The sequence below is a fragment of the Streptomyces sp. NPDC004126 genome (genome assembly GCF_050275515.1).
Lineage (GTDB): Bacteria > Actinomycetota > Actinomycetes > Streptomycetales > Streptomycetaceae > Streptomyces.
Genome location: NZ_JBNNPF010000008.1, coordinates 54,993 through 78,100, shown reverse-complemented (window position 1 = coordinate 78,100; position 23,108 = coordinate 54,993). Strand labels below are relative to the sequence as shown.

General features: G+C 73.8%; 20 protein-coding genes. 4 read left to right on the top strand and 16 right to left on the bottom strand.

Annotation, left to right across the window (positions count from 1 at the left end):
• The first annotated feature begins 25 nt into the window (after positions 1 to 25).
• Positions 26 to 703, top strand: a complete 678-nt coding sequence (locus ACQKM2_RS10115; protein ID WP_427708240.1) for a macro domain-containing protein — start codon at positions 26 to 28, stop codon at positions 701 to 703.
• Positions 704 to 717: 14 nt separating this feature from the next.
• Here the strand turns inward: ACQKM2_RS10115 and ACQKM2_RS10110 are convergent, their stop codons facing one another.
• From ACQKM2_RS10110 to ACQKM2_RS10090, 5 genes are all read right to left on the bottom strand, one after another.
• Positions 718 to 1,593: an alpha/beta hydrolase family protein gene (locus tag ACQKM2_RS10110; RefSeq protein ID WP_427708238.1), complete on the bottom strand. Its 876-nt coding sequence runs from the start codon at positions 1,591 to 1,593 to the stop codon at positions 718 to 720.
• Between the two features lie 171 nt (positions 1,594 to 1,764).
• Complete coding sequence (gene kynU / locus ACQKM2_RS10105) at positions 1,765 to 2,952, bottom strand: kynureninase (protein ID WP_427708433.1); 1,188 nt, start codon at positions 2,950 to 2,952, stop codon at positions 1,765 to 1,767.
• A 46-nt stretch (positions 2,953 to 2,998) separates the two neighbouring features.
• A complete protein-coding gene (locus tag ACQKM2_RS10100) occupies positions 2,999 to 3,847 on the bottom strand; it encodes a tryptophan 2,3-dioxygenase family protein (RefSeq protein WP_427708236.1) in 849 nt (282 codons plus the stop codon).
• 129 nt (positions 3,848 to 3,976) lie between these two features.
• Positions 3,977 to 4,390, bottom strand: a complete 414-nt coding sequence (locus ACQKM2_RS10095) for a DUF3151 domain-containing protein (protein ID WP_427708234.1) — start codon at positions 4,388 to 4,390, stop codon at positions 3,977 to 3,979.
• 68 nt (positions 4,391 to 4,458) lie between these two features.
• The gene (locus ACQKM2_RS10090) at positions 4,459 to 5,541 is read right to left on the bottom strand and encodes a CE1758 family FMN-dependent luciferase-like monooxygenase (protein ID WP_427708232.1); all 1,083 of its coding nucleotides are present in this window, start codon (positions 5,539 to 5,541) and stop codon (positions 4,459 to 4,461) included.
• A gap of 276 nt (positions 5,542 to 5,817) precedes the next feature.
• On the opposite strand from ACQKM2_RS10090, the gene ACQKM2_RS10085 reads away from it, so the two are divergent.
• Positions 5,818 to 7,017, top strand: coding sequence for an IS701 family transposase (locus ACQKM2_RS10085; protein ID WP_427708231.1), 1,200 nt, complete (start codon positions 5,818 to 5,820; stop codon positions 7,015 to 7,017).
• A gap of 13 nt (positions 7,018 to 7,030) precedes the next feature.
• Here ACQKM2_RS10085 and ACQKM2_RS10080 read toward each other — a convergent pair whose 3' ends face one another.
• The 9 genes from ACQKM2_RS10080 to ACQKM2_RS10040 all read right to left on the bottom strand — a co-directional run bounded on the left by ACQKM2_RS10080 (position 7,031) and on the right by ACQKM2_RS10040 (position 16,722).
• Positions 7,031 to 8,962: a helix-turn-helix domain-containing protein gene (locus tag ACQKM2_RS10080; RefSeq protein ID WP_427708229.1), complete on the bottom strand. Its 1,932-nt coding sequence runs from the start codon at positions 8,960 to 8,962 to the stop codon at positions 7,031 to 7,033.
• Positions 8,963 to 9,088: 126 nt separating this feature from the next.
• Positions 9,089 to 9,796 (bottom strand): AfsR/SARP family transcriptional regulator, encoded by a 708-nt coding sequence (locus tag ACQKM2_RS10075; protein WP_427708227.1) that lies wholly within the window; start codon positions 9,794 to 9,796, stop codon positions 9,089 to 9,091.
• A gap of 97 nt (positions 9,797 to 9,893) precedes the next feature.
• The gene (locus tag ACQKM2_RS10070) at positions 9,894 to 10,598 is read right to left on the bottom strand and encodes a ScbR family autoregulator-binding transcription factor (protein WP_427708225.1); all 705 of its coding nucleotides are present in this window, start codon (positions 10,596 to 10,598) and stop codon (positions 9,894 to 9,896) included.
• A gap of 227 nt (positions 10,599 to 10,825) precedes the next feature.
• Complete coding sequence (fbaA, locus tag ACQKM2_RS10065; protein WP_007265022.1) at positions 10,826 to 11,848, bottom strand: class II fructose-bisphosphate aldolase; 1,023 nt, start codon at positions 11,846 to 11,848, stop codon at positions 10,826 to 10,828.
• Between the two features lie 302 nt (positions 11,849 to 12,150).
• Positions 12,151 to 12,690 carry an orotate phosphoribosyltransferase gene (pyrE, locus tag ACQKM2_RS10060; protein ID WP_427708222.1) on the bottom strand — a complete coding sequence of 180 codons (540 nt, stop codon included), beginning with the start codon at positions 12,688 to 12,690 and terminating at the stop codon, positions 12,151 to 12,153.
• A 21-nt stretch (positions 12,691 to 12,711) separates the two neighbouring features.
• Positions 12,712 to 13,500 carry an aldose 1-epimerase gene (locus ACQKM2_RS10055; protein ID WP_427708221.1) on the bottom strand — a complete coding sequence of 263 codons (789 nt, stop codon included), beginning with the start codon at positions 13,498 to 13,500 and terminating at the stop codon, positions 12,712 to 12,714.
• A gap of 19 nt (positions 13,501 to 13,519) precedes the next feature.
• The gene (locus ACQKM2_RS10050) at positions 13,520 to 14,380 is read right to left on the bottom strand and encodes an SRPBCC domain-containing protein (RefSeq protein ID WP_427708219.1); all 861 of its coding nucleotides are present in this window, start codon (positions 14,378 to 14,380) and stop codon (positions 13,520 to 13,522) included.
• Between the two features lie 54 nt (positions 14,381 to 14,434).
• Entirely contained in the window at positions 14,435 to 16,078 is a 1,644-nt protein-coding gene (locus ACQKM2_RS10045) for a polyamine aminopropyltransferase (protein WP_427708217.1), read from the bottom strand.
• Between the two features lie 125 nt (positions 16,079 to 16,203).
• Positions 16,204 to 16,722, bottom strand: coding sequence for a DUF2617 family protein (locus tag ACQKM2_RS10040; protein ID WP_042801168.1), 519 nt, complete (start codon positions 16,720 to 16,722; stop codon positions 16,204 to 16,206).
• Between the two features lie 713 nt (positions 16,723 to 17,435).
• On the opposite strand from ACQKM2_RS10040, the gene ACQKM2_RS10035 reads away from it, so the two are divergent.
• Complete coding sequence (locus tag ACQKM2_RS10035) at positions 17,436 to 18,623, top strand: pyridoxal phosphate-dependent aminotransferase (RefSeq protein WP_427708215.1); 1,188 nt, start codon at positions 17,436 to 17,438, stop codon at positions 18,621 to 18,623.
• 8 nt (positions 18,624 to 18,631) lie between these two features.
• Positions 18,632 to 19,783, top strand: a complete 1,152-nt coding sequence (locus ACQKM2_RS10030) for a hypothetical protein (protein ID WP_427708213.1) — start codon at positions 18,632 to 18,634, stop codon at positions 19,781 to 19,783.
• A gap of 58 nt (positions 19,784 to 19,841) precedes the next feature.
• On the opposite strand, the gene ACQKM2_RS10025 is transcribed toward ACQKM2_RS10030, so the two are convergent.
• The gene (locus ACQKM2_RS10025; RefSeq protein WP_427708211.1) at positions 19,842 to 20,381 is read right to left on the bottom strand and encodes a YbjN domain-containing protein; all 540 of its coding nucleotides are present in this window, start codon (positions 20,379 to 20,381) and stop codon (positions 19,842 to 19,844) included.
• A 109-nt stretch (positions 20,382 to 20,490) separates the two neighbouring features.
• Positions 20,491 to 23,076, bottom strand: a complete 2,586-nt coding sequence (gene clpB, locus ACQKM2_RS10020; protein WP_427708209.1) for an ATP-dependent chaperone ClpB — start codon at positions 23,074 to 23,076, stop codon at positions 20,491 to 20,493.
• Positions 23,077 to 23,108 lie beyond the last annotated feature (32 nt).

The window sequence follows — 23,108 nt, the reverse complement described above, 5'->3', positions numbered from 1 at the left end:
GACCGGTTCCCGATTGGAGTGGACGATGACCGAGGACCTCGTACAGCCTGCGCTCAGGGTCGTGCTGACCGACGTCAACGCCGAGGTGGTGGAGTCGTGGCGGGCCGCCTTCGCGGACACCCCCGGCATCGAGATCCGTCAGGGCTCGATCCTCGACGAGGACGTCGACGCGTGGGTGAGCCCGACCAACTCCCGCGGCCGGATGGACGGCGGGGTCGACGCCGCCGTGAAGCGGTTCCTGGGAGCGGGGATCCAGCTGCGCGTGCAGCGGGCGATACGCGACCGGTTCGCCGGCAGCCTGCCGGTGGGCAGCGCGGTGTGCGTGCCGTCCGGGGCCGTCACCCCGCGCTTCCTGATCTCGACGCCGACGATGGAGACGTCCGCGCAGAACGTCAGCCAGACGCTCAACGTGGCCCTGGCCTGCGCGGCCGCCTTCCAGGCGGTCCACCGGCAGAACGGCGAGAAGCCCGGCAGCATCCGCTCGGTGGCGCTGGTCGGCATGGGCGCCCGGACCGGCCGGGTGCCGGCGCGGGTCTGCGCGAACCTGATGTGGACCGGCTACACCCTCTTCAACGACCACCGCTTCGAGGACTACGACGACCTGCGCGCCACGATCACGGCGCAGCTGGACGACATAGAGAGCGCACCCGCCGCCAAGCGGGTGCGCATCACCCCGCCGAAGCGGGCCGCGTCCCGGCGCTGACCACCCGGGGGCGGCTACCAGGCGAGTTGGGAGATCTCCTCCGCGACCACCGCGCAGGCGTCCGCGGCCGGGTCGATCAGCGGGAAGTGGCCGACGCCCTCGACCAGGGTCAGGCCGACCATCTCGCCCGCCTTCGCCGCCGCGGCCACGTACGACTCCGCCACCGCGGGCGGGACCACGATGTCCTCGCGCCCGTGCACCACGGTGGTGGCGATGCCCGTCGGGAGGAGCGCCGCCGGGTCGGCGCAGGGCAGCCGGGCCTCCCAGTGCTCCGGCCCGCCCAGCAGCTGTGCCGACGCGCCGCCGCAGACGCCGAGTTCCTCCGCGGCCGCGAAGTCCGCGATCGGGGCCAGCGCCACCACACCGCGCAGCGGCGGCGGGGCGGGCAGCCGCCAGGGGGAGCCGGCCGGGAGCACGTGCCGCGCCGCCGCCCACAGCGCGAGCTGTCCGCCCGCCGAGTGGCCGGTCACCACGGTCCGGCGGAAGTCGGCGGCGGGCAGCGCGGCCGCGGCCAGGGCGGGCAGGGCGTCCATGGCGGCGGCCACGTCGTCGAAGGTCTCGGGCCAGCGGCCGGCCACCGGCCCGTCTCCACCCTGGTGGGGCAGGGAACCGCCGCGCCGGTACTCGACGTTGGCGACGGCGAAACCGCGCCGGGCCAGCAGGTCCGCGAAGGGGGTGACGTGCTGCCGGTCGTAGGGGGCCCGCCAGGCACCGCCGTGCAGGACCACGACCAGCGGCGCGGAGCCCTCGGACTCCCCGCGCGGGGCGTAGAAGTCGATGACCTGGTCGGGGTGGTCCCCGTACGCGGCGCTCGCGTCGGGCGCGACCGGGGGGTGCGCGAAGGCCGAGGCGGCCTCGGCGGCGTCCCGTTCGACTGCGGGGTCCGTCATCGGCTCAACCTCTCGGTAACGCGTGGGACAAGGGGGACAGATGTTCCGGTGTTCCGACTGAGCGGGACCGTACCAGGCCGACACGCGCCGCCGGCCTCCGGAAGGGGGCCGCACGAAGGCGGGCGGAGCCGTAGCCCCGCCCGCCCCGTGGTGTGACGTTTCGCTACCGCGTCACCCGAAAATGTGACCCAGTGTGCGCGCGGCGCGCTCCACGTCGGCGAAACCGACGTAGAGCGGGGTGAACCCGAACCGCAGGACGTCGGGGGCGCGGAAGTCGCCGACGACCCCCCTGGAGATGAGCTCCGCCATCACCTCGCGGGCGCCCTCGGCGCGCAGCGAGACCTGGCTGCCGCGCCGGCCGTGCTCGGCCGGGGTGACCGGCTCGACCCGGCCCTGCGGCACGTACGCCGCCACGCATTCGAGGAAGAAGTCCGTCAGCGCGAGCGACTTGGCGCGCACGGCCTCGACGTCCACGCCCTCCCAGGCGTCCAGGGCCGACTCCAGCGCCAGCATCGACAGGATGTCCGGGGTCCCGACGCGCATCCGGGCCGGCCCCTCGGCGGGGACGTAGTCCGGGGTCATCGCGAAGGGCTCCGCGTGGCCGTTCCAGCCGGGCAGCGGGGAGTCGAAGGCGCCCTGGTGCCGTTCGGCCACGTAGATGTAGGCCGGGGACCCGGGGCCGCCGTTGAGGTACTTGTAGGTGCAGCCCACCGCCAGGTCGACGCCGTGCTCGTCGAGCCCGACGGGCAGGGCCCCGGCGCTGTGGCACAGGTCCCACACGATCAGCGCGCCCGCGGCGTGCGCGGCCGCGGTGAGACCGGGGAGGTCGTGCAGCCGGCCCGTGCGGTAGTCGACGTGGTTGAGCAGCACCACCGCGGTGTCGTCGCCGAGGGCGCCGGCCGCGTCGGAGGGGTCGACCGGGACGAGTTCGAGGCCGGTCATCCGGGCGGCGGACGCGGCGATGTAGCCGTCCGTCGGGAAGGTGGTGGCGTCGACCAGCATCCGGGTCCGGCCGGGCGCCGCCAGGCGGGCGGCGCCGACGAGCGCCTTGAAGAGGTTGACGCTGGTGGAGTCGCCCACGGTGACCTGGCCGGGGGCGGCGCCGATCAGCGGGGCGATGCGGTCGCCGATCCGCTGCGGGGCGGTCCACCAGCCGCTCTCGTCCCAGGAGCGGATGAGGAGCTCGCCCCACTGGCGGTGCACGACGTCGGCCACCGCGCCGGGGACCCCGGCCGGCAGCGCGCCGAGGGAGTTCCCGTCGAGGTAGACGACGCCGTCGGGCAGGGTGAAGCGCTCGCGGAGCTTGCCGAGGCCGTCCTCGGCGTCGAGGCGCGCGGCCCGCTCCCGCAGCTCCGGTATCAGGTTCGGGTTCGGGTTCGGGTTCAGGTTCGGGTCCAGGGCGGCGTCAGACATGGCTGCGGGCCGTCCAGAGCTCGGGGAAGACGTTCTTCGTGGCGCGCTTCTCCAGCCAGGTCACCCCGGCCGAGCCGCCCGTGCCCGTCTTCGCGCCCATCGCCCGGCGCGTCGCGACCAGGTGGTCGTTGCGCCAGCGCCAGACCAGCTCGGCGACGTCCGTGAGCACCTCGCCGAGGCGGTGCAGGTCGGCGTGCCCGCCGGCCGGGTCCGCGTAGAGCTCCGTCCAGACGGCCTCGACCTCGGCGGAGGGCTCGTACCGCAGGGCGAGGTCCCGGTCCAGGACCGCCTTGGGAACCGGAAGGCCGCGGCGGGCCAGCAGGCGCAGCGTCTCGTCGTACACGCTGGGCTCGTGGAGGGCCTTCTCCAGCTCGGCGTGGACCCGCGGGGCGCCCCGGTGGGGGACCAGCATCGACGCGGACTTCTCGCCCAGCAGGAACTCCATCCGGCGGTACATCGCCGACTGGAAACCGGAACCCTCGCCGAGGGCGGCGCGGTACGAGTTGAACTGGCCGGGGGTGAGCTGGGCCAGCGGCCGCCAGGAGGCGTTCAGGGCCTCCAGCTCACGGAGGGATCGTTTCAGCGCATCCATCGCCACCGGGACGTCGTCCTCGCGCAGGGCGCGGGCGGCGGTCTCCCACTCGTGGACGATGACCGTGAACCACAGTTCCATGACCTGGGTGGTCACCAGGAACACCATCTCGCCGGGGTCGTCCGAGCGCAGGTGCTGGAGGTGGGTGAGGACGTCCGCCTGGACGTAGTCCTCGTACGGAGTCGTGCCGGCGAAGTCGAGGTTCGGGGTGTCCGAACCGGCTCCGGAGGCATCAAGGGCGTGCGACATTTCTGTCTCCTCGACACGTGCTTCCGGGTAGCGGTCCGCTCCTTCCGATGAGGTAAGTGGAGCCCCGGTCCCCTGCTCCGCATCATAAGCAGGGGATCCGGAACCCCTCTAGGGCGCTCCTGGAGAGCGTTATGCGAGCGTGTCCGCCGCCGTCTGGGAGGAATCGCGCAGGAACGTCGAGCAGCGCTCGTACTCCTCCTTCTCGCCGATGGCGCCGGCGGCCCGCGCCAGGGCGTGCAGGGCGCGCAGGAAGCCGCGGTTCGGCTCGTGCTCCCACGGCACCGGGCCGTGGCCCTTCCAGCCGGCGCGGCGCAGCGCGTCGAGGCCGCGGTGGTAGCCCGTACGGGCGTACGCGTACGACTCGACCGCGTGGCCGGCCTCGAAGGCCCGGTCGGCGAGGGCGGCCCAGGCGAGGGAGGAGGTGGGGTGCGCGGCGGCCACCTCGGCCGGGTCGGTACCGGCGGCGAGGGCCTCGCGGGGCGCGGGCTCGTCGGGCAGGTGGGTGGGGGCGGGGCCCCCGAGCAGGTTCTGGTGAATCGACATGGCCTCAGTCTGGCCGACGCGACCGCCGCCCGGCGTCCGGGCCCCGGACACGGGCCGGCGCGCCCGGATCACCCGGCCGCGACGCGCCCCGGCCCCGTCGCCGGGTGGCGGGGCCCCGGGGGGACGGACGCCGGGCGGGAGGCGGCCAGCTCCCGGCGCAGGACCGGCACGATCCGCTCGCCCAGCACGTCGACCTGCTCCAGGGCCGCCGCCGCCGGCAGCCCGGCGTGGTCCACGGCGAACAGCTGCCGCTGGTAGTCCCCGTACGCCTCCCGGAAGCCGAGGACCTTCTCGATCACCTGGTCCGGACTGCCCACGGCCAGCGGCGTCCGCGCCACGCACTCCTCCAGCGAGTAGCGCCCCCCGTGGAACCGGGACCGGTCGAAGTACGGGCGGAACTCCCGTACCGCGTCCTGCGAGCGCGCCCGTACGAAGACCTGCCCGCCGAGCCCGACGACGGCCTGCTCGGCGGTGCCGTGGCCGTGCTCCTCGTACCCGGCCCGGTACAGCTCCACCAGCCGGGCGTACTGGTCGACCGTCCCGAGGAGGTTGTCCGCGAAGAAGCCGTCGCCGTAGTACGCGGCCTGCTCCGCGGTCTCCGCCGAGCGCACCGACCCGTGCCACACGAAGGGCGGTACGCCGTCCAGCGGGCGGGGCACGGAGGTGAAGCCGTCCAGGCGGGCCCGGAAGCGGCCCTGCCAGTCGACGTCCTCCTCCCGCCACAGGCGGTGCAGCAGGGCGTAGTTCTCCCGGGCCAGCGCGCTGCCCTGGCGCAGGTCCTGGCCGAACCACGGGTAGCAGTTCGGGGTGTTGCCCCGGCCCGTGATCAGGTCCAGGCGCCCGCCCGCCAGGTGCTGGAGCAGCGCGTACTCCTCCGCGACGCGGACCGGGTCGTTGGTGGTGACCAGGGTGGTGGCGGTGGACAGGATCAGCCGCCGGGTGCGCGCCGCGAGGTAGCCGAGCAGGACCGGCGGCGCGGAGGTCACGTAGGGCGGGTTGTGGTGCTCGCCGGTGGCGAACACGTCGAGCCCGGCGTCCTCCGCCCGCAGGGCGAGCGCGGTCATGGCCAGGATCCGGTCGTGATCGGTCGGCATGCGCCCCGTCGACGGGTCGGGCACGACCTCGCCGATCGAGAAGACGCCGAACTGCACCCCGCCCCTCCCGTGTCGACACCGCCGCCGCGCGGAGAGCGGCGCCGGGGGGCAGGCCCCGGCCCGCGGCTCGCGGCCCCACCGGCAGACCGTGCCCGATTCGCGGCGGTCCGGCCAGGTCCGCCCCGGCAGTCCGTCAAGTCACCCGGGGTGGTGGCGCCCCCACCACGATCCGGCCGAGTGCGGTGACCGGCACACCTCCCCGGAAGAGGGGTGCTCGGCCGACGGTAGAGGTGCAGTGGACGCACGCCGAGGGGGCATGTCGTGAAAGCGGTCATGAGCAGCATCAGCAGCATCAGCGGGGGCACCGGCACGGGTACGGTGGCGCCGGTCCGGCGGGACCCGGCCCGGGAGGCGGCCGACGACCTGTGTTCCGCCGTCCTGTCCTCCCTGCGCCGCAAGGACCAGCGGGAGAAGGGCCGGCAGTACGTGCGGGGGCTCCTCGCACTGCCCGGCCGCAAGTCGATGCGGGGCATCGCGGGGCAGGTCGGGGGCGGGGCGGCCGAGCAGAGCATGCACCACTTCATCTCCGGCTCCACCTGGGACTGGGAGCCGATCCGGGCCTCGCTCGCGGGGTTCCTCCAGGCGTCCACCCCGCTGACCGCGTGGGTGGCGCAGCCGATGGCCATCCCGAAGGGCGGGGAGCACTCGGTGGGGGTGGCGCACCGCTTCGACCCGCACCAGGGGCAGATGTTCCGGGGGCAGCAGGCCTTCGGGACCTGGTTCGCCTCGGCGGGCCTGGTCAATCCGGTCGGCTGGCGGATGCACCTGCCGGAGGACCACGCCCCGGGCGCACCCGGCGCCTTCGACGCCTTCGACGCCGCCGACGCGCAGGCCGCGTACGAGGAGTCCGCGGCGGACGCCGTCATCGGGACGGTGCGGCGCAGCGGCAACCGGCGGCCGGTGGTGCTGGACATCCAGCGGATCGGCACCCGGTCCACGATGAACCGCTTCGCCGAGGCCGGACTGCCCGTCATCGCCCGCGTCGCGCCGTCGACGCCGCTGCTCGTCACCGACCCCGCGCTGCCCGGCCACGGCGCCGGGGCGCGCCCCGCGCGGGAGATCCTGCAGTCGGTGAAGGGGCTGTGCACCCCGGTGGAGTGGACCGACCCGGACCCCGCGCTCCCGGGCGGCCGCCACCGCAGCACCCTGTCGGTCGCGGTGCGGGTGATGATGCCCGACCCGTCCCCGGCCCGCCGCCGCCACCTGCTGCTGGTCGGGGAGTGGACGGACCCGCGCCGCCCGCCGGCGCAGCTGTGGGTGACGGACCTGGTGCGGCTGCCCGTGGGCCCGCTGCTGCGGCTGACCAAACAGGGCCGGCGGGTCGCCTTCGCCGCCGAGCACAGCGGCCGGGAGGCGGGGCTGCGCGATTTCGCCGGGCGGGCCCTGCCCGGCTGGCACCGGCACGTCACGCTGGCCTCGGTCGCGCACGCGGCCCGCGCGCTGACCGGTACGGAGCACTGCGCGGCGGCGTAGGCCGGGGGGCCCGCTACACCGCGTCCGAGCGGTCGGCGGCCGTGCGGCGGTCGTGCAGGACGGTGCGGGCCTTGCGCAGCCGCAGGGCCATCTGGATCTCCAGCGCCCCGGCGGGCTTCTGCCAGTCGGGGCCGAGGAGTTCGGCGATGCGGTCCAGCCGGCGGGAAACGGTGTTGGGGTGCACGTGCAGGGCCTCGGCTGCGTGGGTGGGGCTGGCGCCCGAGGCGAAGTACGCCTCCAGGGTGCGGGTCAGCTCCGTCAGCCGGTCCGCGTCGTACTCCAGGACGGGGCCGATGGTCGCCGCGACGAACGACTCCACGTCGTGGTCGGCGGACAGCAGCATGCCGAGGAAGCCCAGTTCGCGCAGGGAGGCGGTGCCGCCCACCCCGTCGAGCGCGGTCAGCGCGTCCAGGCAGCGCACGGCCTCGGCGTAGACGCGGGCCACCTCGCCCGGGCTCCCGGTGGGGCCCGCGGCGCCGGTGGACACGGCGTGGCCCAGCAGCGGCGACAGCTCGCCGGAGACCCGGTGCGCGGCGGCGGAGGCGTCGGTGCCGGGCAGGACGAGGACGATGCAGCCGCGGCGGACGCCCTTGAGCCCGCCCATCCGGTACGCGTACGAGGACGCCCAGGCCACGGCCCTGCCCAGCTCGCCGCCCTCCGGCCGGGCGACGACCACCACGTGCGGCCCGTCCAGGTCGATGCCGAGGCGGCGGGTGCGTTCCAGCAGGTGGAGGTCGACGGAGTGCGGGCGGTCCAGCAGGTCGGCGAGGAGTTCGTCGTGCACGGGGCCCTCGGCGGCGACCGTGCCGCGCTGGATCAGCATCAGGGAGGCCACGGACTGCGCGGCCAGCTGGAGCAGTCGTACGTCCTCCTCGGCGAGGGGTTCGGAGGCGCTCAGCAGCAGCACCCCGAGGTCCTCGGCCCCCGCCAGTACCGGGGCGAGCCACAGGTCGCCGGGCAGGCGCACCGGGCGGCGGTCGGTGAGGGCCTGGAGGGCGCCCTTGGTCACCGCGTCCTCGTCCAGGCCGGGCAGTTCCCCGGTCGCGGTCAGCGGCCGCCCGCCCGGGTCCCGCACCTGGAGCACGCCGTCCAGCGCGTCGGCGGTGGCCCGGGCGAGGGTGGCGAGGCCGGCCCCGTCCAGGACCAGCCCGGCCAGCCGGGCGTGGCACTCCCACAGGTAGCGGACCCGGGTGAGGGCGGTGTTGGTGCGCGAGCCGAAGGCCGCCAGTTCGGTGACCTCGTCGCGGGTCTGCTCCAGCAGCCGGGCCTTCTCGATGGCGACGGCGGCCAGGTCGGCGAGGGAGAGCATGATGCCGATCTCGTCCGGGGTGAACTCCCGTACGGCGCGGTCGGATCCGTAGAGCGCGCCGAGGGTGGAGTTCCCGCGCCGCAGCGGGACCGCGATGATCGCGTGCAGTCCCTCCGCCCGGACCACGGCGTCGATGCCGGGGGCGTGCGCGATGGAGGAGTCGGCGAGGTAGTCGGGGGTCCACACCGGGGAGCGGCGGGCCTGCGCGATGCTGCCGAGGCCCCGGCCGGTGCCGAGTTCGAGGCCGACGTTGAGGGCGGTGGTCTCGCCCTCCGAGGTGCGCACGTACGCCGAGCCGTCCGGGCGGCTCAGCGACAGCCAGGCCATGTCGAAGCCGAGGAGCCGCCTGGCCCGGCGGGTGATCAGGCGCAGCAGGCCGTCGATGTCGTACGGGGAGGTGAGGTCGTGGGCGGTGTCGACGAGGGCGGTGAGGGCGGCCTCGCGCTGCTTGCCGCTGCTCGCGCGGGCCCGTACCGAGGCGGCCAGGTCCACGGCCCGGGTGAGGTCGGCGAGTTCGGCTCCCGAGGCGCCCGCGGCGCGGGCCTCGACGAGGAGGGTCTCGTACCGGCTCTGCGGGGCGTCCTGCGCGAGCAGCTCCAGTACGGCCAGCGGGCCGCTCCCGTCCCCGCGTCGCATACCGCCGCTCCCCCCACCCCGACCAGCTGCTTTACGTCCCCGGCACCGAACCTAGGTTCCGTCGGGCGAGGGGTCAAGCAGGGGGCCGGGCGCGGGCGCGGCCCGGGCGGGGGCCCGGGCCCCGGGTCAGCCGCGGGCGGCGCCGGTCAGGGAGGGGCCGGGGGCCGGGCGGGTCCTGCGGGCGGCCTCGACGCGGGCCTCGGCCCGGCGCAGCGCCGCGAGGTAGGCGCCGCCGGGGCGGCCGGCGCCGGAGCCGCGCAGGACCGCGAGTGCGAGGCGCAGCTCGCGGTGGCGTCCGAGGGCGAGTTCGGCCTCGGCCCACTGGCCGAGCACGGAGACCCGGTCGGCGTCCAGGCAGGCGATGCGGCCGCGGAGCCACGTCCCGGCGTCGATGCCGTCCAGGGCGGGGCCGGTCCACAGGTCCAGCGCCCGGCGGAGCCGCGCGGCGGCCTGCCCGTAGTCGCCGCGTCCCATGGCCCGGTATCCGGCGCCGGCCTCGCGTTCGAAATCGCGGACGTCGCAGCGGCCGCCGGCGGTGTCGAGAAGATACCCGCCGGGCCGGGTGGAGAGCACGGCTTCGGGAGTTCGTACCGAGCCGGCCCCCAGGGCTTCCGCGAAACGCTCGCGCAGCCGGCGTACGGCGGTGTGCAGGGCGGCGTGGGCGTGCTCGGGCGGGACGCGGCGGACCAGTTCGTCCGCGAGCACGGAAACGGGGACGACCCGGTCGGGACAGGCCGCGAGGACCGCCAGGACGTGCCGGGACTCCGGCGTGGGGGCGGTGATGGGCACGCCGTTCTCGGTGACCCGCGGTGTGCCGAGTACCTCAATGTCCACAGTGATCTCCCTGGGCAGGCCAGCGAAAAAATAATACCCGGGAGGATCTTTTTGGGAAGAGGGAGGGGCCGGTCGGGTCAGGCGGGGCCGGCCGGGGTCAGGCCCCGTCCAGCGGGGCCACCCCGCCCGCGCAGCCGTGCCGGCACCCGTGCGTGGCCTGCGGCCCGTACAGCGCCCGCGCGCCCCGGCCGGGGGCGGTGTCCAGCCGGATCGCCACGGCCGGGACCACCACACTGGGCATCACGTGCGTGTAGAGCTCCGAGACCTGGACGTCCATGTCCAGCCCGAGCGTGTACGACATGGTGTTCATGCCCGCGTACGCGCCCACGATCAGGCGCGCCGGCACCCACGGGTCCACGTTCGGCAGCAGTTCCCCGCGCCGCTGGGCCTCTTCCAGCAGCGGGACGTGCAGCTCGATCCAGGTCTGGTACGGGGTCACCCGGTCGAGGCCCCGGCCCGCGTGGTCCAGCGTGAGCCGGGTGCTGGCCCGCATCAGGGCGTCGTGCCGCAGCTGGTGCGAGAAGACCATGCCGATGTCCACGAACTCCTGCGCCTTGAACTGCTGCGGCAGCATCTGCGGCTGCGCCTCGTTCTGCGCGTCGATGACGGCCTGGGCCAGGCCTTCCTTGGACTCGAAGTGGAAGTACAGCGCGCCCTTGGTGACGTTGGCGATCTTGACGATGTCCGAGAGTTTGGCCGTGTCGTAGCCGTGCTCCTCGAAGACCAGCGCGGCCGCCTCCAGGATGGCCCGGCGCGTGCGCACCGCCCTCTCCTGCTTGACCTGGGGTCGCTCTGTCCTCATCGCTGGCGTCGCCTCTCCTGGCCCGCCGGTCTTACATCCCCACGGGTACGTTTCTCTGGGTAGTAGATTCCACACCATCGCGACGCCGCGCGTCCACCGGCGTATGTCACCTCGGGCGAATTCACCCCGAATCCACCCCGCCGCACGCAGAGAGGGGTCCGCCGGTCCGTGACGGACCGGCGGACCCCTCTCTCGGGTCCCGGCGGACCCTTCCGGGTCCTGGGTGCCTACTTCAGCTTGGTACCCGTGGAGCGCAGGTCGGCGCAGGCCTGGGTGACGCGCTTGGCCATGCTCGCCTCGGCCAGCTTGCCCCAGGTGCGCGGGTCGTAGGTGGACTTCTTGCCGACCTCGCCGTCGACCTTCAGGACGCCGTCGTAGTTGCGGAACATGTGGTCCGCGACCGGGCGGGTGAAGGCGTACTGGGTGTCGGTGTCGAGGTTCATCTTCACGACGCCGTTCTCCAGCGCGGTGGCGATCTCCTCGGGCGTGGAGCCCGAACCGCCGTGGAAGACGAAGTCGAACGGCGAGGCCTTGCCGAACTTCTCGGCGACGCCGGCCTGCAGGTCCTTGAGCAGCTCGGGACGCAGGACGACGTTGCCCGGCTTGTAGACGCCGTGCACGTTGCCGAAGGAGGCGGCCAGCAGGTAGCGGCCCTTCTCGCCCAGGCCCAGGGCCTCGGCGGTGCGGATCGCGTCCTCGACGGTGGTGTACAGCTCGTCGTTGATCTCGTGGCTGACGCCGTCCTCCTCGCCGCCGGTCGGGGTGATCTCGACCTCAAGGATGATCTTCGCGGCGGCGGCCTTGGCGAGCAGCTCCTGGCCGATGGCCAGGTTGTCGGCCAGGGTCTCGGCGGAGCCGTCCCACATGTGCGACTGGAAGAGGGGGTTCAGGCCGCGGGCGACGCGCTCGGCGGAGACCTCCAGGAGCGGACGTACGTAGCCGTCCAGCTTGTCCTTGGGGCAGTGGTCCGTGTGCAGCGCGACCGTGACGTCGTACTTGGCGGCGACGACGTGCGCGAACTCGGCCAGGGCGACCGCGCCGGTCACCATGTCCTTGCTGTACTGGCCGCCCAGGAACTCGGCACCGCCGGTGGAGATCTGGATGATGCCGTCGCTCTCGGCCTCCGCGAAGCCGCGCAGCGCGGCGTGCAGGGTCTGGGTCGAGGTGACGTTGATGGCCGGGTAGGCGAACTTGCCTGCCTTCGCCCGGTCGAGCATCTCGTTGTAGACCTCGGGGGTTGCGATGGGCATCTGTCCGCTCCTTGGATGTGCGGGGAGTGTGCTTATTGCTGGCCCTGACCTGGGGGCGACGTCGCCGTCGCGCCTATCTTTCCAGACTCGGCGCAACACTCCACCCCGCCTGTCACCCCCCGGTCACCGAAGCGGGCGGAGTGTTTCACGTGAAACACCCCGCCCGTCCGGAAAGCCGCAGGTCAGGACCGGAGCAAAGGCTTCCGGGACCTTGGTCACCAGTTGTCCCGCACCCGCTCCCCGGCCCGCCCGTCACCCCCGCGCGACCACGATCCGAGACGACCGGGCCGGAGCGGGAGGGCTCAGGCGAGGCCCAGGTCCCCGAGCTGGTAGCCGGTGAGGTAGGGCAGGCCGGCGGCGGCGATCGCGTCGGACGCGCCGCGGTCCACGATGGTGGCGACGGCGACGACCTCGCCGCCGGCCTCGCGGACCGCCTCGACGGCGGTCAGCGGGGAGCCGCCGGTGGTCGAGGTGTCCTCGACGACCAGGCAGCGCTTGCCCTTCACGTCGGTGCCCTCGATGCGGCGCTGCATGCCGTGGGCCTTCTGCGCCTTGCGGACGACGAAGGCGTCCAGGCGCGCGCCGCGCGCGGCGGAGGCGTGCAGCATCGAGGTGGCGACCGGGTCGGCGCCCAGGGTCAGGCCGCCGACGCAGTCGAACTCCAGGTCGGCGGTGAGGTCCAGCATGACCTGCCCGACCAGCGGGGCGGCCTCGCCGTCGAGGGTGATCCGGCGGAGGTCGATGTAGTAGTCGGCTTCCTTGCCGGAGGAGAGCGTCACCTTGCCGTGCACGACGGCCTTGTCCTTGATCTGCTGCAGAAGCGCATCGCGTACGTCAGTCATGGCGTCGAGCTTAGTTGCGCCCTAGCCCAGCCGCCGCCAGGTCCAGGTGGTGGAGATCTCCAGCGGGTCCACCGGCGTGACCAGGCGCGGGAGGGTGTTGAGGCCGTTCGGCGGGCCGGACTGCGGCTCGACGCAGACGGCCTCGGGCTGCTCGTCGTACACGACCACCCATTCGGCGGGGCTGGTGACCTTCAGCTCCAGCTGACCGGGCCAGGTGAGGGTGACGTCGACCCCGTAGGGCATGCCGAAGCAGTCGTCCCACGGGCCGGGCTTCGGGTCGGTGCGGCGGCCGGTGGGGATGTGGTCCTCGTCCCGCTCCTCCTGCCAGGCCGGGTCGAAGCCGATCCGGGCCGGCTCGCCGCCCTCGGTCAGGACCCGGTTGAACCAGGGGTGCCAGCCCGCCTGCGCCGGGAAGGAGTCCTGGTACGTCTCCACGCCCAGCCGGATCGTCAGCGCGTCCGGCCCCAGCTCGAAGAGCTGCGTCACCCGGCCGGAGTAGGGCCAGGGGTCGGTGAGGTCGTAGGTGAAGGCCGCGGTGGTCCCGGTCGCCGAGGCCGTCTTCCAGGGTGCGTCCCGGGCGAAGCCGTGGATGGCGTGCGGCGGGTGGTTGAGCGGCAGCTGGTGGACGGCGGCGCCGTCGTGGAAGCGCCCGTTCGCCGTGCGCCCGCACCACGGGACCATGGGGAAGGCCCCGTACTTGGGGCCCTGCCGCAGCAGCTCGATGCCGTCTACGCGCAGACCGCTGACCCGGCAGCCGTTTTCCTGATCGATGGTGATTTCGGCGCCGCCGGCGCTCAGTCGCGTAGTCATACGGTGACCCTACGGCTCGTCAGCGACGGCGGCGCAACGCCCTTCCGACCACGACCGCCGAGGCGAGGGCCAGGGCCGCGGCCGGGGCGATCCAGCGCAGGCCGTTGCCGCCGTCGGAGGCGGAGGGCGCCGGGACCGGGGCGTAACGGCCGCGCGGGGGCGCGTGGTCGACCTCCTCGGCGCTGCGGCCGATCATCGTGCGGCGGGCGTGGGCGGCCTCGGCCGGCGGACGTCCGGGGCCGGCGGGGCCCGCGCCCGGCGTTTCCTCCTCCTCCGGCTCGGCGAAGGCGGCGAAGTCCGCGAACTCGCCCTCCAGGAACGGGTCGAGGGAGGGCGGCGGCACCTCGGCGTCGAACACGGACGGCGCGGACGGCGCGGGCGGCACGGGCGGCACGGCCCCGGCGGGTCCGGCCCCGTCCTGCCCGGTCCCGGCGGCGGCCTCGCCCGCGGTGCCGGCCGCGCCGGCCAGGTTGGCGGCGAAGCGGTCGAGGAGCCGTCCGGCGGCGGTGGCGGTGGCCGCCGGGTCGAAGGCGGCGGCCCGGCCGTCGGCGGTGGCCCCGCCGCTGAACTCCAGCAGGGTCCCGCCGTCGTGCGGGACCAGCCGCAGCACGAGCGCGAGGGTGACGGCGCCGCTGCCCCGCACCTCGGCGCCCTCGCCCTGCGCGGCGAAGTGGTCGGGGTCCCGCTCGGTGAGGGCCAGGGCGCCCCGGTAGGTCACGGTGTGGCCGCCGACCCGCACCTTGAGCCGCCCGGCGAGCGGCCCGGACGCGGTGTCGGCGTCCTGCTGGAGCCCGGGGACGCAGCGGGCCACCCGGGCGGGGTCGCGCAGCACGGCGCGGACGTCTTGTGCCGGTACCGGAACGAACACCTGATGCTCCATGCGGCCGAGCCTACCGAGGCTGCCCGCCCCTGCACACGGACACGACGCCACGGGTCAGTGGTATCGCGGATGCGGCAGCGTGGACGGCGGGAGCCCGGCGGCCGGCCTGCTGCGGGCCGCGTCCCGGGCCGCGTCCTGCAGCCCCCGGGTGGACACGGCCCGCAGGGCGGGGGTGTCGCGGTCCACGCGCAGCTCGGGGACCCGGTCGCGGGCGGCGAGCACGAAGCCCCAGTCCTGCGGCGGCGCGTCGGCCGCGCCCTGGGCGCGGTCGGGCCCGGCGGCGAAGCCGGAGAGCCGGCCGCCCGTGCTGTACGGGGTGGTGAGCAGCCCGGCCGCGCGCAGCGTGGACTCGACGGTCCAGTACGTGCGCGGCCTCGTGGTGAGGGGTCCGGCGTGCACCGCGATGCGCCCGCCCGGCTTCAGGGCCCGGGCGGCGAGCCCGTAGAACTCCTGCGAGTACAGCTTCGTGCTCGGGGTGATGCCCGGGTCGGGCAGGTCGGAGACGATGACGTCGAAGCGGTCCCGTGCGGCGGGCCCCCGCAGCCAGCGGAAGGCGTCCTCGGTGACGACTCCGAGGCGCGGGTCCGCGTACGCCCGGGCGTTGAGCGCGGAGAGCATCGGGTCGGTGCGGGCGAGGCGGACCACGCCGGGGTCGAGCTCGACGACGGTGACGGAGGCCACGTCCCGGTAGCGCAGCACCTCGCGGGCGGCGAGCCCGTCGCCGCCGCCGAGGACCAGGACGCGGGCGTGCGGGCCGGTCATCGCGGGGTGGACCAGGGCCTCGTGGTAGCGGTACTCGTCGTAGCCGCTGACCCGCAGCCGCCCGTCGAGGAAGAGGTCCAGGGAGCGCGGGGAGCCGGTCGACGGCCCGGTCAGCACCAGTTCCTGCACCCCGGTCTGCGTGGCGATCCGCACCTCGGCGCCGTAGACGGCGGTGCGGGCGGCCCGCTCGAAGTCGTCGACGAGGACGGTGGCGGAGGCGAGCAGGGCGAGGACGGTCGCGTTGGCGGTGACGAGCAGCCAGCGGCAGCGCCTGCTGAGGTCGCGGCGGAACAGCCACAGGACGAGTCCGCCGCCGACGACGGCGTTCACGGTGCCGGTCAGCATGGCTCCGGTGAGCTGGCCGAGCACGGGCAGCAGCAGGAAGGGGAAGGCGAGCCCGCCGGCCAGGGCGCCGACGTAGTCGGCGGCGAAGAGGTCGGCGACGGCCCCGCCGGCGTCCTGTCTGCGGATGCGCTGGATGAGGACCATCAGCAGCGGGATCTCCGCGCCGATGAGGACCCCGATGCCGAAGGAGAACGCGACGAGGGCCGGCCGGGACTCCCCCAGCCAGGCGAAGCTGGCGTACAGGGTCATGGCGGAGAAGCCGCCGAGCAGGGCGAGCGCGGCCTCGATGGCGCCGAACCCGAAGGCGGGCCGGTGGCGCAGGCGTTTGGCGAGGAGGGAGCCGACGCCCATGGCGAAGACCATGACGGACAGGACGACCGACGCCTGCGTGACGGAGTCGCCGATGAGGTACGAGCCGAGGGCGAGCAGTTCCAGCTCGTAGACGAGCCCGCAGGCGGCGCAGACGAACACCGTGGCCAGCACGAGGAGTCGGCCGGTCCGGGGGCGTACGGGCAGGGCGGCCTGGACGGTCTGCACGCCCCGCGGCTCCGCCGCCGGGAGCACCCCGCGGGGGGCGGAACGGTCGATCATGCAGCGAACCGTACGTCACCGCCCACCGGCACCCTGTCACCCACATGGGTGCAAGTACCTTGTTGATCAGGCCAGTTGGCGTAATCGCACCGGGTCCCCGGCCGGGGCTGATCCGGAAGAGACCCCTAGACGGGGGCGCCCATGCGTACGCCCACCCGGGTGCGGGTGGCCACCAGCTGCCCCTCCTGCGGATAGGCGTGCCAGGTGCGCCAGCGGACCTGGCCCTCGTGCCGCTGCGCGAGCATCGCGGTGAACGCGTGCGGGTCACCGGGGAAGGTGCCGGCTAGCCCGTTCGGGTGATCCGCGACCAGCGCGAGCAGCTCCTGCGCCCGCCCGGCGAAGGACCCCCGGGAGAGGGTCTCGACCCGCGCGGCGAACTCGTACTCCCAGTCGCCCACCCGCTTCGCCACGCCGAGCGGCAGCGGCGTACTGCTGCCGGGCATACAGGCGACCGTCTCCGAACAGAGCACCTCACCCTCCTCCAGGAGCACCTGGTGAGAGGCCCCGAGCAGGCGCAACTCCACCTTCGCGTCCGCGAGCTGGAGGTTCAGTACGGCCAGGGCGGGCAGCCGGTCGCGTCCCAGGGCCCAGGCGAGATCGGCGGCACGCGTGTCGGTGTAGGTGGTCTGGAGGGTCGTGAGCATGAGTCGGCTCCGCAAACGCGCGAGGGAGATGGGCCGGGGCCCGCCAGCGGTAGTCAACGGGTGGGGGGACACCGGCACGGGTCCACAGGAAGTCCCGGGAGGTCCGGAGACTGGTCTACTCAACCGAGGGAATCATGAAAGGCACGGCACTCACAGCGTTTTTACCCAACTTGACGGGGTTTACATCCCCCCGGGGGCTTCACGGTTCACGTGTTCAACACCACGCCGCCCGTACGCCGTAGTGGCCGTCCGAACAAGAAGACGCCCGAAGGAAGTTGTCCCCGCCGGGCGTCTTGTCCACACGGGGTACGCGCGCCTTCCGCACACGGCGCGGATCGCGGACCTCGGCCCGCGGCGCACGTACCAGTGTCAGCTGGACCCGCAGCCCCCGCCACCGCAGGAGGACGAGGACCCGCACGACGAGGACGAACCGCAGGACGAGGACGAGGACGAGGAGCCCCCGCCGCCGGCCCACCAGCTGCTCCCGGAACCGCCGGACCCGCTGCCGCCCGACCTGGACAAACGCGCCACCAGGACGACGAAGCCCACGACCGCCACCATCACGAGAATCAGGACGAGGGACACGGCCCCGCCTCCTTCCCCACACCCCGGTCGCCCGGGTCGCGGTACCCCCGTGGCCCGCGTGCAGGGGGGATGCCCGCAGGCCAAAGCCTCGAAAGCACACTTGAGCAACTCCAGAGGTTCCCCCGAGGATGACGCCCATGAGCGCACCCGCGGGCAACAGCAGCCGCCCCTACCTCAACCGCAGCCTCGCCGCCTTCGGCACCACGATCTTCGCGGAGATGTCGGCGCTGGCCGCCACCACCGGGTCGATCAACCTGGGCCAGGGCTTCCCCGACACCGACGGCCCCGCCGAGATCGCCGAAGCGGCCGTACGCGCGATCCGCGACGGCCGCGGCAACCAGTACCCGCCCGGCCCGGGCATCCCCGAACTGCGCACCGCGATCACCGCCCACCAGCAGCGCTTCTACGGCCTGTCCTACGACCCGGACACCGAGGTCCTCGTCACCGCCGGCGCCACCGAGGCCATCGCCGCCTCCCTCCTCGCCCTCCTCGAACCGGGCGACGAGGTCATCGCGCTGGAGCCGTTCTACGACTCCTACGCCGCCTGCATCGCCATGGCGGGCGCGGTCCGCGTCCCGCTCACCCTGCGCGCCCCGCACTTCCGCCCCGACCTCGACGCCCTGCGCGATGCGATCACCCCGCGCACCCGGCTGCTCCTGCTCAACACCCCGCACAACCCCACGGGCACCGTCCTGACCCGCGAGGAACTGGCCGTCATCGCCGAACTCGCCGTCGAGCGCGACCTCCTCGTCGTCACCGACGAGGTGTACGAGCACCTCGTCTTCGAGGGCGCGCACGTGCCGCTGGCCTCCCTGCCCGGCATGCGCGAACGCACCGTCACCATCTCCTCCGCCGGCAAGACCTTCTCCTTCACCGGCTGGAAGGTCGGCTGGATCACCGCCCCGCCCGCGCTGGTCTCGGCGGTCCGCTCCGCCAAGCAGTTCCTCACCTACGTCTCCTCCGGCCCCTTCCAGTACGCCGTCGCCGAGGCCCTCGCCCTCCCCGACTCCTACTTCGACGGCTTCCGCGCCGACCTCGCCGCCAAGCGCGACCTCCTCTCCGACGGGCTCGCCGCCGCCGGCTTCGAGGTCTTCCGCCCGCAGGGCACGTACTTCATCACCACCGACGTCTCACCCCTGGGCGAGAAGGACGGCCTCGCCTTCTGCCGCGCCCTGCCCGGGCGGTGCGGGGTCGTCGCCATCCCGAACCAGGTCTTCTACGACGACAAGTCCGCCGGTGCCACCCAGGTCCGCTGGGCCTTCTGCAAGCAGACCGATGTCCTCCAGGAGGCCGTGGACCGCCTCCGCCGGCTCTGAGGCCCGGCATGGACGCGCCGACGAGACAGGTGGCGTCCGCCCCCGGGCGGACCGGACGAAGACGGGGGACGGCCTGGTCGGCCGGGGTCGCGCTCGGGGCGTTCGCCGCCGTGCGCGGGACCGGGGCGCTGGTCGTCGCCCTCGGCGCCTGGTGGGCCGGCAAGGACCCGGTGAAGGTGCTCGGCAGCTCCTGGGACTCCTTCTGGTACCTCTCCATCGCCGCCCGCGGCTACGGCCGCACCCAGATGTGGCCCGCCTCCGACTCCATCCAGAGCGACTACGCCTTCTTCCCGCTGTACCCGCTGCTGGTGGACCTCACCGGCGGCGGCCCCGTAGCCGGACTCGTGGTGTCCTGGACGGCCGCCGCCGCTGCCGCCGTCGGGGTGTACCGGATCGGGGAGCTGCTGCTCGGGGCGCGGGGCGGGGTGCTGCTCGTCGCCCTGTGGGCCTCGCTGCCGCACGCGGTGGTGCTGGGCATCGCCTACACCGAGCCCCTGCTGTGCGCGCTGGCCGCCTGGTCGCTGTACGCGCTGCTGCGCGGGCGCTGGCTGTGGGCGGCCTCCCTGGCCGCCCTCGCCGGGCTGACCCGGCCCACCGGGATCGCCGTCGCCGCCGCCGTGACCGTCCTGGCCCTGCGGGAGCTGCTGGTACGGGGCAACCGCGCGCCCGCGGTGTGGGCGGCCGGGCTGCTCGCGCCCGCGGGCTGGGCCTCGTACGTCGTGGCCGTCGGGGCGCACCGCCACGACCCCCTCGGCTACTTCACCGTCCAGCGGCAGTGGGGCTCGCGCTTCGACTTCGGCGGCGGGACCGTGGAAACGGCCTGGAAGGCCCTGTCCGGCGGGTTCGTGACCATCCCGGTCGCGGTGACGCTGGCCGTGCTCGCCGCCGCCGGGCTGCTCGCGGTGGCGGCCGTCCTGGACCGGACGCCGCTGCCGCTGCTCGTGTACACGGCGACCCTGCTGGTGATCACGTTCGGCGGGGCGGGCTTCTTCGAGTCGAAGCCGCGCTTCCTGCTGCCCGCGTTCCCGCTGCTGCTGCCGGTGGCGGCCGCCATGGCGAGAGCCCGGCCGCGCACGGCGGTCGCGGTGACCGCCGGCCTGGCCGGGCTCTCGTGGGGCTACGGGGCGTACCTGCTGCTCATGGCGGAGGTACCCCTGTAAGGCCGCAGGGGCCGCAGGGGCCGCAGGGGCCGCGGGGCCCCTGGGAGGAGGGGGACGGCTACTCGCCGTCCTCCTCCTTCTTCTCGTCGTCCTCGGAGGAGTCGACGTCCTTCTCCAGGCCGAGCTGCTCCAGCAGCCACTTGTCGAACTCGATCGACGCGCGGACCCAGCTGACCGTGGAGGACACGAAGTGCTCCAGGCTGACGCCGGTGCCGATCAGCATCTGCGCCTCGCCGATCAGGCGGACCGAGCCGTCGTCGTGCGTGTGGCTGTAGACCTTGGGCCACAGGGTGCGGCGGTTCCAGTCGTCGATCGACTCCAGCAGCTGCGGCTTGTCGTCGATGGCGTGCGGGCGGTCGTAGAAGGTCCGCACGGAGAAGACCTGCTGCTCGCCCTCGCCGCGGAACATGAAGTAGGTGCGGAAGTCCTCCCACGGCGCCGCGAGGTCACCCTCGTCGTCGACGACGTACTTCAGCTCCATCTGCTCCAGGAGCTGCTTGACCAGGTCCTGGTCGGGGACGACGGGGCCCGCCGGTCCTTGGCCTTGCGGTTCGGGCTGACCCCCGAAGTTCGGAATCGAGGCCGGGTCGATGCTCACCGTGTACTTCCCTTCGTGCGGATGACGCCATCCTCCCCCATCTCGCCTACCCCGTGTCCAGCCCCGCACCCGCGATCCGCTCCCGGCGGACACGGGGCCGCGGCGGCCCTTACAGGGCCCGGCCGACCAGCAGGTCCTCGCCGGCCACGTCGACCCGTACGGTGTCGCCGTCGCGGACCTCGCCGGAGAGGATCTCCTTGGCGAGCCGGTCGCCCACGGCCGTCTGGATCAGGCGGCGCAGGGGGCGGGCGCCGTACGCCGGGTCGTTGCCCTTGTCCGCCAGCCAGGCCAGGGCCTCGGGGGTGACGTCCAGGGCCAGCCGGCGGTCGGCGAGGCGCTTGGCGAGCCGGGCGATCTGGAGCTCGGCGATGTGCGCCAGCTCGTCGCGGGTCAGCGCCGAGAAGACGACGAGGTCGTCGAGGCGGTTGAGGAACTCGGGCTTGAAGCTCGCCCGGACCACGTCCAGGACCTTGGCCTTCTTGTCCTCGTCCGAGGTGACCGCATCGACCAGGAACTGACTGCCCAGGTTCGAGGTGAGGATCAGGATGGTGTTGCGGAAGTCCACCGTCCGGCCCTGGCCGTCGGTGAGGCGGCCGTCGTCGAGGACCTGGAGCAGGATGTCGAAGACCTCCGGGTGGGCCTTCTCGACCTCGTCCAGCAGCACCACGCTGTACGGGCGGCGGCGGACGGCCTCGGTGAGCTGGCCGCCCTCCTCGTAGCCGACGTAGCCGGGCGGGGCGCCGACGAGCCGGGCCACGCTGTGCTTCTCGGAGTACTCGGACATGTCGATGCGGACCATGGCCCGCTCGTCGTCGAAGAGGAAGTCCGCGAGGGCCTTGGCTAGCTCGGTCTTGCCCACGCCCGTGGGGCCCAGGAAGAGGAACGAGCCGGTGGGGCGGTCCGGGTCGGCGATGCCGGCCCGGGTGCGGCGCACGGCGTCCGCCACGGCCCGTACGGCCTCGCCCTGGCCGATCAGGCGGCGGCCCAGCTCCTCCTCCATGCGCAGCAGCTTCTGGGTCTCCCCTTCGAGGAGCCGGCCGGCCGGGATCCCGGTCCAGGCGCCGACCACGTCGGCGATGTCGTCGGGTCCGACCTCGTCCTTGACCATGGTGCCCTTGGACGCCTCCGCCTCGGCCTCGGTGGCCTCCGCCAGCTCGCGCTCCAGCTGCGGGATCTCCCCGTAGAGCAGCTTGGAGGCGGTGTCGAAGTCGCCGTCGCGCTGGGCGCGCTCGGCCTGGCCGCGCAGGTCGTCCAGGCGCTCCTTGAGCTCGCCGACGCGGTTGAGGGACTGCTTCTCCTTCTCCCAGCGGGCGGTGAGGCCGCGCAGCTCCTCCTCCTTGTCCGCGAGGTCCTTGCGGATCTTGTCGAGGCGTTCGAGGGAGGCCGGGTCGGACTCGTTCTTCAGCGCCAGCTCCTCCATCCGCATCCGGTCCACGGAGCGCTGGAGCTCGTCGATCTCCACGGGCGAGGAGTCGATCTCCATGCGCAGCCGGGAGGCCGCCTCGTCGACGAGGTCGATGGCCTTGTCGGGCAGGAAGCGGGAGGTGATGTAGCGGTCGGAGAGGGTGGCGGCGGCGACGAGGGCGCTGTCGTTGATGACGACCTTGTGGTGGGCCTCGTAGCGGCCCTTGAGCCCGCGCAGGATCGCGATGGTGTCCTCGACGGTGGGCTCGGCGACCAGCACCTGCTGGAAGCGGCGCTCCAGCGCCGGGTCCTTCTCGATGCGCTCGCGGTACTCGTCCAGGGTGGTCGCGCCGACCATGCGCAGCTCGCCGCGGGCCAGCATGGGCTTGAGCATGTTGCCCGCGTCCATGGCGGAGTCCCCGCCGGCCCCGGCGCCGACGACGGTGTGCAGCTCGTCGATGAAGGTGATGATCTGGCCCTCGCTCGACTTGATCTCGGCGAGGACGGTCTTCAGGCGCTCCTCGAACTCGCCGCGGTACTTGGCGCCGGCCACCATCGCGCCGAGGTCGAGGGAGACGAGCCGCTTGCCCTTGAGGGACTCGGGGACGTCGCCCTTGACGATGCGCTGGGCCAGGCCCTCGACGACGGCGGTCTTGCCGACGCCGGGCTCGCCGATGAGCACCGGGTTGTTCTTGGTGCGGCGGGAGAGGACCTGGACGACGCGCCGGATCTCGTGGTCGCGGCCGATGACGGGGTCGAGCTTGCCGTCGCGGGCGGCGGCGGTGAAGTCGGTGCCGAACTTCTCCAGGGCCTTGTACTGGCCCTCGGGGTCGGGGGTGGTCACCCGCCGTGCTCCTCGTGCGTTCTGGAAGGCGTCCAGCAGCTTCTTCGCCGTGGCGCCCTGGGCGGAAAGGACCTCACCGGCCGGTCCGCCCTTGGCGGCGACGGCGATGAGGAGGTGTTCGGTGGAGAGGTACTCGTCGCCGAGGCGGCCGGCCTGGGAGTCGGCCTCGGCCAGTACGGCGAGCAGGTCGCGGCTGGGCTGCGGGGGCGCGACGGTGGAGCCGGTGACGCTGGGCAGGGCGGCGAGCAGGCGCTCCGCGCCGGCGCGGACGGCGGCCTGGTCGGCGTCGGTGGCGACCAGCAGGTCGACGACGTTCTCGTTGTCCTCGCCGGCGAGCAGCGCCAGCAGGAGGTGCGCGGGGGTCAGGTCGGCGTGGCCGTCCTTGACGGCCCTGCTCGTGGCCGCGTTCAGGGCGTCGCGGCTCTTGTTGGTCAGCTCGGCGTCCACTCTCGGGTTCTCCTCTCCGGCGGGCGTACGTG

Coding starts and splice junctions, on each gene's coding strand:
- ACQKM2_RS10115 (WP_427708240.1), top strand. CDS start 26: ATGACCGAGGACCTCGTACAGCCTGCGCTCAGGGTCGTGCTGACCGAC.
- ACQKM2_RS10045 (WP_427708217.1), bottom strand. CDS start 16,078: ATGATCGACCGTTCCGCCCCCCGCGGGGTGCTCCCGGCGGCGGAGCCG.
- ACQKM2_RS10050 (WP_427708219.1), bottom strand. CDS start 14,380: ATGGAGCATCAGGTGTTCGTTCCGGTACCGGCACAAGACGTCCGCGCC.
- ACQKM2_RS10070 (WP_427708225.1), bottom strand. CDS start 10,598: ATGAGGACAGAGCGACCCCAGGTCAAGCAGGAGAGGGCGGTGCGCACG.
- ACQKM2_RS10080 (WP_427708229.1), bottom strand. CDS start 8,962: ATGCGACGCGGGGACGGGAGCGGCCCGCTGGCCGTACTGGAGCTGCTC.
- ACQKM2_RS10040 (WP_042801168.1), bottom strand. CDS start 16,722: ATGCTCACGACCCTCCAGACCACCTACACCGACACGCGTGCCGCCGAT.
- ACQKM2_RS10030 (WP_427708213.1), top strand. CDS start 18,632: ATGGACGCGCCGACGAGACAGGTGGCGTCCGCCCCCGGGCGGACCGGA.
- ACQKM2_RS10085 (WP_427708231.1), top strand. CDS start 5,818: ATGAGCAGCATCAGCAGCATCAGCGGGGGCACCGGCACGGGTACGGTG.
- ACQKM2_RS10095 (WP_427708234.1), bottom strand. CDS start 4,390: ATGTCGATTCACCAGAACCTGCTCGGGGGCCCCGCCCCCACCCACCTG.
- ACQKM2_RS10100 (WP_427708236.1), bottom strand. CDS start 3,847: ATGTCGCACGCCCTTGATGCCTCCGGAGCCGGTTCGGACACCCCGAAC.
- pyrE (WP_427708222.1), bottom strand. CDS start 12,690: ATGACTGACGTACGCGATGCGCTTCTGCAGCAGATCAAGGACAAGGCC.
- ACQKM2_RS10110 (WP_427708238.1), bottom strand. CDS start 1,593: ATGACGGACCCCGCAGTCGAACGGGACGCCGCCGAGGCCGCCTCGGCC.
- fbaA (WP_007265022.1), bottom strand. CDS start 11,848: ATGCCCATCGCAACCCCCGAGGTCTACAACGAGATGCTCGACCGGGCG.
- ACQKM2_RS10035 (WP_427708215.1), top strand. CDS start 17,436: ATGACGCCCATGAGCGCACCCGCGGGCAACAGCAGCCGCCCCTACCTC.
- ACQKM2_RS10055 (WP_427708221.1), bottom strand. CDS start 13,500: ATGACTACGCGACTGAGCGCCGGCGGCGCCGAAATCACCATCGATCAG.